This window comes from Roseomonas mucosa ATCC BAA-692, from assembly GCF_000622225.1.
Lineage (GTDB): Bacteria > Pseudomonadota > Alphaproteobacteria > Acetobacterales > Acetobacteraceae > Roseomonas > Roseomonas mucosa.
This window is the reverse complement of record NZ_JHWD01000051.1, coordinates 1-7,389: the sequence shown is the minus strand read 5'-3', so window position 1 is coordinate 7,389 and position 7,389 is coordinate 1. Positions and strand designations below refer to the sequence as shown.

Genomic DNA, 7,389 nt, shown 5'->3' with positions numbered 1-7,389 from the left:
TGTTGCCGTTGATGGACCAGAAGTACCGCTCCATGTTGCCGGTCAGCCGGATCTCGATGACGCGGGTCGGCTCGCGCACGGGGTAGAGCGGCTTGGCGGCCCGCAGGTCGCGGTAGGACAGCACGCGGGCGCCCGGCGGGGCGCCGACGTCGTTCACCAGCGGGTCCGGCATCGCCATGCCGCCATGGTCCATTCCGGCCATTGCACCGGCGCCCGCCGCGCCATTGTTCATGTTGGGCATGCTGCCGTGGTCCATGCCAGCCATGGAGCCCTGCTGCATGCCCTGCGGGCCTCCGGCGGGCATCTGCATTGCCGAGTGATCCATGCCAGCCATGCTTCCATGGTTCATGCCGCCCACGGACCCTTGCTGGGTGCCCATGGAGCCTCCAGCGGGCATCTGCATGGCGGAGTGGTCCATGCCGCCCATGTCCATCGGCGCGACATGGCCGGGCGCGTCCACCTCCGGCATCGGGGTTCCGCGGTCCAGCCCCTTGGGCCCGTAGTTCATGCCCATGTCGGCCATGGTCAGGACCGGGCGCGGGCGGTGCTGCGGCAGGGGCAGGGCGGGCAGGCCCTCCCGGGTGGCCAGGCTGAACTGCGCGAAACCCTGGCGCCCCATGGATTCCGCCAGCACCTGGTACTGGCGGCCGTCGCCCGGGCGGACCAGCACGTCGAAGGTCTCGGCCGGGGCGATGCGGAATTCATCGATAGTGACGGGGCGGACGTTGTTGCCGTGCGCCTGGACCACGGTCATATCGAGTCCGGGAATGCGCACGTCGAAATGCGTCATGGCGCCGCTGTTGATGAAGCGTAGGCGCACCGTCTCGCCCGGCCGGAACACGCCGGTGAAGTTCTGCGCCGGGGTGTGGCCGTTGACCAGGTAGGTATAGCCGCCGACATCCTCGATGTCGGTCGGGTCCATCCGCATGTCGCCCCACATGACGCGGTCGGAGACGATGGCCGAGCGCGCGGCGGCGTCCGGCGCGCGGCGGAGCTCGCCGACCAGGCTGGCCAGGGTACGCTTGTTGTAGTTGTAGTAGCCGGGGTCGCGCTTGAGGTTGGCGATGACGTGGCTCGGCGTCTCGTCCGTCCAGTCCGACAACTGGACGATGTAGTCGCGGTCGTAGCCGAAAGGCTCCGGCGTCGCGGGGTCGATGACGATGGAGCCGTAGATGCCGGACTGCTCCTGCACGCCCGAATGGCTGTGGTACCAATAGGTGCCAGCCTGCACGAGCGGGAAGCGGTACTGGTGCGTCCCGCCCGCGTCGATGCCCTGGAAGCCGTCGCTGATGCCCGGCACGCCATCCTGGCTGCTCGGCAGGATCAGGCCGTGCCAGTGGATCGAGGTGTGCTCGCGGAGTTGGTTGGTCACGTTGACCACCACTTCCTCGCCCTCGCGGAAGCGCAGGACAGGGCCGGGGATCTGCCCGTTGATGGCCATGGCCGGACGGCGGCGCCCGGTGATGTTGGCCGTCACGTGGGACAGGGTCAGGTTGAACTCGCGCGGCATCGCCCGCCCGACGGCGGGCTGCGCCAGGGCGTCGGGCGCGGCGGCGGGAAAGGCCAGGGCGGCGACCCCGAGCCCGAGGGCCTGCCGCCTGCTGAGCTTTTCATTGGTCATCGTTCAATCCTTGGCCGCGACCGGCGCGGCATGGTCCTGCTCCTGAGCGCGTCCGCGGTCACCAAAGGCTTGGTGGGCCGAGGCCGCGGGCCGGGTCTGCGCCGCGACGGCGACAACGGCCATGGCGGCCGCCGCGATGGAGGTGACAAGGCGCATCCGTGAGCTTCCCCGGTGGACACAGCGTGGGCGGGTCAACGGCTCGCCCGCCGAAGTCGATGGGGCCAGGATGTCCACCAACTACGAGCCGGAGATTGCCCAAGTGTGACAAGATATTTCAGCCATCCGCCATCCGCTGTGCGCCGAGAGGCTGGCGGCACCCTAGCCGATTGACCATATCCCTACCAGGGGGATAGGACAAATGCATGCATCTCGCTCCTCCCCTCCGTTTCCCGCAGCGTTTCGTGCCTGGCCATCACCGGCGGAGCGGGGAGTTCCTGGATGCCGCGTCAGGAACGCGTCCGCCGCCTTGCCAAGCAGGTCTGGCCCATGCGTGACGGCAGAGACCGCTCCGCCGTCGGCTTCGCCGCCTTCGCCTCGGGCTGGAGCGTGATGTCGCTGGAGATGCTGGACGGACGCCTGATGGCGCCGGTCTTCGGCCAGACGATTCACCAGTGGGGCGCCATCATCGGCACCGCGCTGGCCTTCATGTCACTCGGCTACTGGGCCGGAGGACGCTTGGGCGGGCGGGCGAACGCCGCCAGGCTGCTGCCGCTGCTGCTGGCAATCGCCGCCTGCGCGGCGGCCCTGACGCCTTGGATCGGTCGCCCGCTGGCCAGTGCCCTCGAAAACCTGCTCGGCCCTTTGGCGGGAGCCGTCGCTACCTCGGCGGTGCTGATCGGCCCGCCCGCCTTCACCCTGGCCGCCGTCTCGCCACTCTGCGTGGCGCGGCTGGCGGCCTCCGGCTCTCCCGCCAAGGCCTCGGGCAGCATTTCAGCGCTGGCCGCGCTGGGGAGCATTGGCGGTACCTTCTTCGCCGCGTTCTATGCCATCCCCTATATGGGTCTGACGGCAGGCTACGCCTCCGCCTCCTTGCTGTCCGCCGCCGCCGCTTTGGCTACCGGCCTGGCCCCATTGCGCGCGGCACTGGTGATGGCACCGCTCGCTCTCGGCATCTGGGCCGAGCGGGCCCAGGCCAGTCGCTTCACCGAGTATTTCGAGACGATCTACAACACAGTGATGGTCTGGGACGCCCCGGAGGCGACCTACCTGCTGTTGAACTCGCCGCTCGCCGTGCAGTCGGCCCGGCGCAAAGACGGCCGCTTGACCGGCTCGTACTGGGAAATGATGGCGGCGGTGCCGTCCCTGACCCAGGGTCGGGACTCGCTGTTCCTGGGCGTAGCCGGAGGCTCGGCGGTGGATGCCATGACGAAGGCATGGGCGGACGTGCGGAGCACCGGCGTGGAGATCGACCCCGGCGTCACCGACGTCGCCCGGCGCCACTTCGGCCTGACCATTCCAGTGACGCATGACGACGCGCGCCGCTTCGTCGAAACGAGCCAGACGCAGTTCGACATCATCGTGGTCGACCTCTACGCCACCGGCCAGATCCCCTCCCACGTCGCCACGGTGGAGTTCTTCCAGGCAGTGTCGCGGCGGCTCCGCTCCGGCGGCGTGGTGGCAGTGAACGTCTTCGGGGCCGGAGACCCTCGCAGCATCGTGGCACCCATGGCGGCGACGATGATGGCGGCTTTCCCAAGCGTGCTGGCGACCCAGACGGGCAGCGGCAACACTATCCTGCTGGCTTGGCAAGAGCCTGTCGCGGTCGAGCAGGCGAGGGAGATGCTGGACGCCACGCCAGCCAGCGCGGCCTCGGCATCAACGAGAATGCAGGCCACGCTGCGGGAAGCCAGCCTGGTGGCCAATGGCGCGGTCCCGCTGACCGACGAGTTGTCGGACATGGACACTCGGGCTGCCCGCGCCGTGGCCGCCCAACGCCGTGCGCCGCGCTGACAAGACGGAATGGCCGCCGTTCCTAGGCCGACCGGCTTGACGGTATCCCTACCGGGGGGATAGCTCAGGAGAATGACAGCCCCCCATGTCCATGCATCGCATCCGGAGATCGTGAAGCGCCTGAAGCGCGCCGACGGCCATCTCCGCAGCGTGGTCGAGATGATCGAGCAGGGCCGCCCCTGCCTCGACATCGTGCAGCAACTCCATGCGGTCGAGGCGGCCATCGCCAACGCCAAGCGGACCCTGATCCACGACCACCTCGACCACTGCCTCGACGATGTCGTGGGCGCGGTGCCGCGCGCCGACCGCGGCCCGATCGACGAGTTCAAGGCCATCACGAAGTATCTCTGAAGGCGCCTCGATGACTCCTTTCTCCGAACTGCTGGCCCAAGGATCAGCCCACGCCTGGCTTTTCGTTCCCAGCGCCATCCTGCTGGGAGCCCTGCACGGCCTGGAGCCAGGCCATTCGAAGACCATGATGGCGGCCTTCATCGTCGCCGTTCGCGGCACCGTCACGCAGGCGGTTCTGCTCGGAGTAGCGGCGACCTTCTCGCACACGCTGGTGGTCTGGGGCATCGGACTCGGGGGCCTGTACCTTTGGAAGGGCTTCGACGCCGAGACCGCGGAGCCGTACTTCCAGCTTGCCTCCGCCGTGGCGATCATCGCCATGGCCATCTGGATGCTGTGGCGGACCTGGCGGGACCAGCAGGCCAGCAGTGCCCACGGACACTCGCATGACCATGGGCACCACCATGGCCATGAGCACAGCCATAGTGAGGGGCATGGCCACAGCCACAGCCACGGCGAGGAGGTGCGGCGCATCGACACCGGCCATGGCGTCGTCGCCCTGGAGGTGTTCGAGGACGGCGTTCCGCCGCGCTGGCGGCTGCGGTCGGAGCGTGGTCCGCACTGGGCGGCCGAGGATGTGACGGTGGAGACCCTTCGTCCGGACGGGCAGCGCCAGAGCTTCGGCTTCGTCGACCGCGGCGGCTACCTCGAGTCCACGACCGATATTCCAGAGCCTCACGAGTTCACCGCCCGCCTGAGCCTGTCCCACGGCAACCATGCCCACGACTACGAGGTGGTCTTCGCGGAGCAGGGCGACGGTCACGAGCAGGAGCCTCTGGCTCCCGGTGCCTTCGCGACCACGGACGGCTACCAGGATGCTCATGAGCGCGCCCATGCCAACGACATCCAGCGCCGGTTCGCCGGACGCGAGGTGACGACCTGGCAGATCGTGCTGTTCGGGCTGACGGGCGGGCTGGTGCCGTGCCCGGCCGCGATCACGGTGCTGCTGATCTGCCTCCAGCTTCAGGAGTTCACCCTCGGCGCGGCGCTGGTGCTGTGCTTCAGCATCGGCCTCGCCATCACCCTGGTGACCGTCGGCGTCATCGCCGCGACCGGCATGCGCCACGCGTCCCGCCGCTGGTCGGGCTTCGACACCTTCATGCGCCGGGCGCCTTATGCCTCGGGCGCGCTCATCATCCTGGTGGGCTTCTATGTCGGTGCCGTCGCGCTGACGCAGATCGCGGCGGCCTGATGCGGGCGTGTTCCGGCTGCGTGGGCGAAAGCTCAGGCCGGAACGCGCAGCCCCGGACCTTACCCCTGCTATGGCATGCGCAGCCCGGAAAACTCAGGGACGGCCATCGGGTCGGCCACTCTTGCTTGACAGACCAGCACGCCATTCACCATCCTGGGCGCAAGGGGACATCCGCGATCGCCCCGTGAGGCTTCGGCCGAAGCATCGCGTCCGACACTCCACAACCATGGAGGGGACGCCCATGCCTGCACCTGACACCATCACCACCACACAGCTCGCTCGGCTCGTCGGCCTGCCCGATGCACCGGTGCTGCTCGACGTACGGACCGAGGAGGACTACGCGGCCGACCCGCGCCTGCTCCCGGCTTCCTTCCGGCGCGAACATCGCGACGTGACCACCTGGATGGCGGGCCACGCCGGTCGGCACGTGGTGGTCGTCTGCCAGCGCGGCCTCAAGCTCAGCCACGGTGTCGCCGCCTGGCTGCGTCACGGCGGTGCCAGGGCCGAGGTGCTCGAGGGCGGCTTCGAGGCATGGGCTGCCGAAGGCCACCTGCTGGTGCATCCGAACCGCCTGCCGACACGCGATGCGCAGGGGCGCACGGTGTGGGTGACCCGTTCCCGGCCCAAGGTGGACCGGATTGCCTGCCCCTGGCTGATCCGGCGCTTCGTGGATCCGTCCGCCGTCTTCCTCTTCGTCGCGCCGTCCGAGGTCGGCGCGGTGGCCGAACGCTTCGGGGCCGCGCCCTTTGACGTCGAGGGGGTGTTCTGGAGCCATCGTAGCGAGACCTGCACCTTCGACACCATGGTCCAGGAGTTCGGATTGACCTCTGAGCCGCTGCTCCGGCTGGCGGAGATCGTCCGCGGCGCCGACACCGCCCGGCCCGACCTCGCGCCGCAGGCGGCGGGGCTGCTCGCGGCGTCCCTGGGCCTGTCCCGCATGCACCGGGATGACCTGGCGCAACTCGACGCCGCAATGGGTCTGTACGATGCCTTCTACCGCTGGAGCCGCGATGCCGTCGCCGAGACCCACAACTGGCCAGCGTCGCCGAGCGCAGCTGGGAGGTCTGGCCAGTGAACGACAAAACAGTGCTCGAGGTCCGGCGGCCCGCCCCTTCCATCCCTGAGAGCCAGCCTGCGCTGCCTTCATTCGCCGAAGCCGTGCGCGTCTGGATGAAGATCGGCCTGCTGTCCTTCGGCGGCCCGGCGGGGCAGATCGCGCTGCTGCACCGGGAGGTGGTGGACGAGCGGCGCTGGATCTCCGACGCCCGCTTCCTGCATGCGCTGAACTTCTGCACCCTGCTGCCCGGGCCCGAGGCCCAGCAGCTCGCCACCTATCTTGGCTGGCTGTTGCACGGGGTGCGCGGCGGGGTGGCGGCGGGCGTCCTGTTCGTGCTGCCGGGCATGGCGGTAATGCTAGGCCTGTCCGTCCTCTACGCCACGCTGGGGCAGGTGCCGGTGGTCTCGGCGCTGTTCTTCGGCCTGAAATGCGCCGTGCTGGTGCTGGTGGTCGAAGCGCTCCTGCGTGTGGCGCGGCGGGCGCTCAAGACCAACGCCGCATGGGCACTCGCCACGGCCGCCTTCTTCGCGCTTTACGTCTTCGGCGTGCCTTTCCCAGCCGTCGTGCTGGCGGCGGCGCTGATCGGCTACTTCGCCCCCATGGCGTTCAAGGGCGGCAGCCACGGATCGGCCAAGGATGGCCCGCCCGCGCTGCTGGACGCGGTGCTGGCGGCGGATCCCGGCCGTCCCGCCCGGCTCGCCGTGCGCGCTTGGCGCGCGGGCTGGGTCGCGGTCGTGCTTTGGCTCCTTCCGGTCGCCGTGCTCATGGCAACCGGGGCCGGGGTCTTCGCCGACGTTGCCTGGTTCTTCTCCAAGATGGCGGTGGTGACCGTGGGCGGCGCCTACGCCGTGCTGTCCTACGTGGCGCAGGAGGCGGTGCAGGGATACGGCTGGCTGTCGCCCGACCAGATGCTGGTGGGTCTTGGCCTTGCCGAGACCACGCCCGGCCCGCTGATCCTGGTCCTCCAGTTCGTGGGCTTCCTGGCGGGCTTCGGTCAGGGCGGGCTGGCCTGGGGCGTACTGGCGGCCGTGCTGACGGTGTGGGTCACCTTCGCGCCCTGCTTTGCCTTCATCTTCCTGGGCGCCCCCTATGTCGAAAGGCTGCACTCCAACCGGGAACTCACCAGCGCCCTGGCGGCGGTCACGGCCGCCGTGGTCGGCGTCATTGCCAACCTCGCGCTCTGGTTCGGCCTGCGGGTGCTGTTCGCCGAGGTGCGGCGGG

At 69.3% G+C, this 7,389-nt stretch carries 7 protein-coding genes; 5 read left to right on the top strand and 2 right to left on the bottom strand.

Going from position 1 to position 7,389, the window contains the following annotated elements; all coding sequences use genetic code 11:
- A partial coding sequence (locus BT98_RS25225; protein ID WP_051544356.1) for a copper resistance system multicopper oxidase occupies positions 1–1,621 on the bottom strand: 1,621 nt, incomplete at its 3' end.
- Between the two features lie 3 nt (positions 1,622–1,624).
- Positions 1,625–1,777 (bottom strand): hypothetical protein, encoded by a 153-nt coding sequence (locus tag BT98_RS27425; RefSeq protein WP_155985211.1) that lies wholly within the window; start codon positions 1,775–1,777, stop codon positions 1,625–1,627.
- Between the two features lie 330 nt (positions 1,778–2,107).
- Between BT98_RS27425 and BT98_RS0119655 the strand changes: the two genes are divergently transcribed.
- The 5 genes from BT98_RS0119655 to chrA all read left to right on the top strand — a co-directional run.
- Entirely contained in the window at positions 2,108–3,571 is a 1,464-nt protein-coding gene (locus BT98_RS0119655; RefSeq protein ID WP_027297444.1) for a fused MFS/spermidine synthase, read from the top strand.
- A 72-nt stretch (positions 3,572–3,643) separates the two neighbouring features.
- On the top strand, positions 3,644–3,922 hold the full coding sequence (locus tag BT98_RS0119650; RefSeq protein ID WP_027297443.1) for a metal-sensing transcriptional repressor: 279 nt from the start codon (positions 3,644–3,646) through the stop codon (positions 3,920–3,922).
- A 10-nt stretch (positions 3,923–3,932) separates the two neighbouring features.
- Positions 3,933–5,111: a nickel/cobalt efflux transporter gene (locus BT98_RS0119645; protein ID WP_027297442.1), complete on the top strand. Its 1,179-nt coding sequence runs from the start codon at positions 3,933–3,935 to the stop codon at positions 5,109–5,111.
- A 241-nt stretch (positions 5,112–5,352) separates the two neighbouring features.
- Complete coding sequence (locus BT98_RS0119640; protein WP_027297441.1) at positions 5,353–6,186, top strand: chromate resistance protein ChrB domain-containing protein; 834 nt, start codon at positions 5,353–5,355, stop codon at positions 6,184–6,186.
- A partial coding sequence (chrA, locus tag BT98_RS0119635; RefSeq protein WP_244881543.1) for a chromate efflux transporter occupies positions 6,183–7,389 on the top strand: 1,207 nt, incomplete at its 3' end. The genes BT98_RS0119640 and chrA, both read left to right, overlap by 4 nt.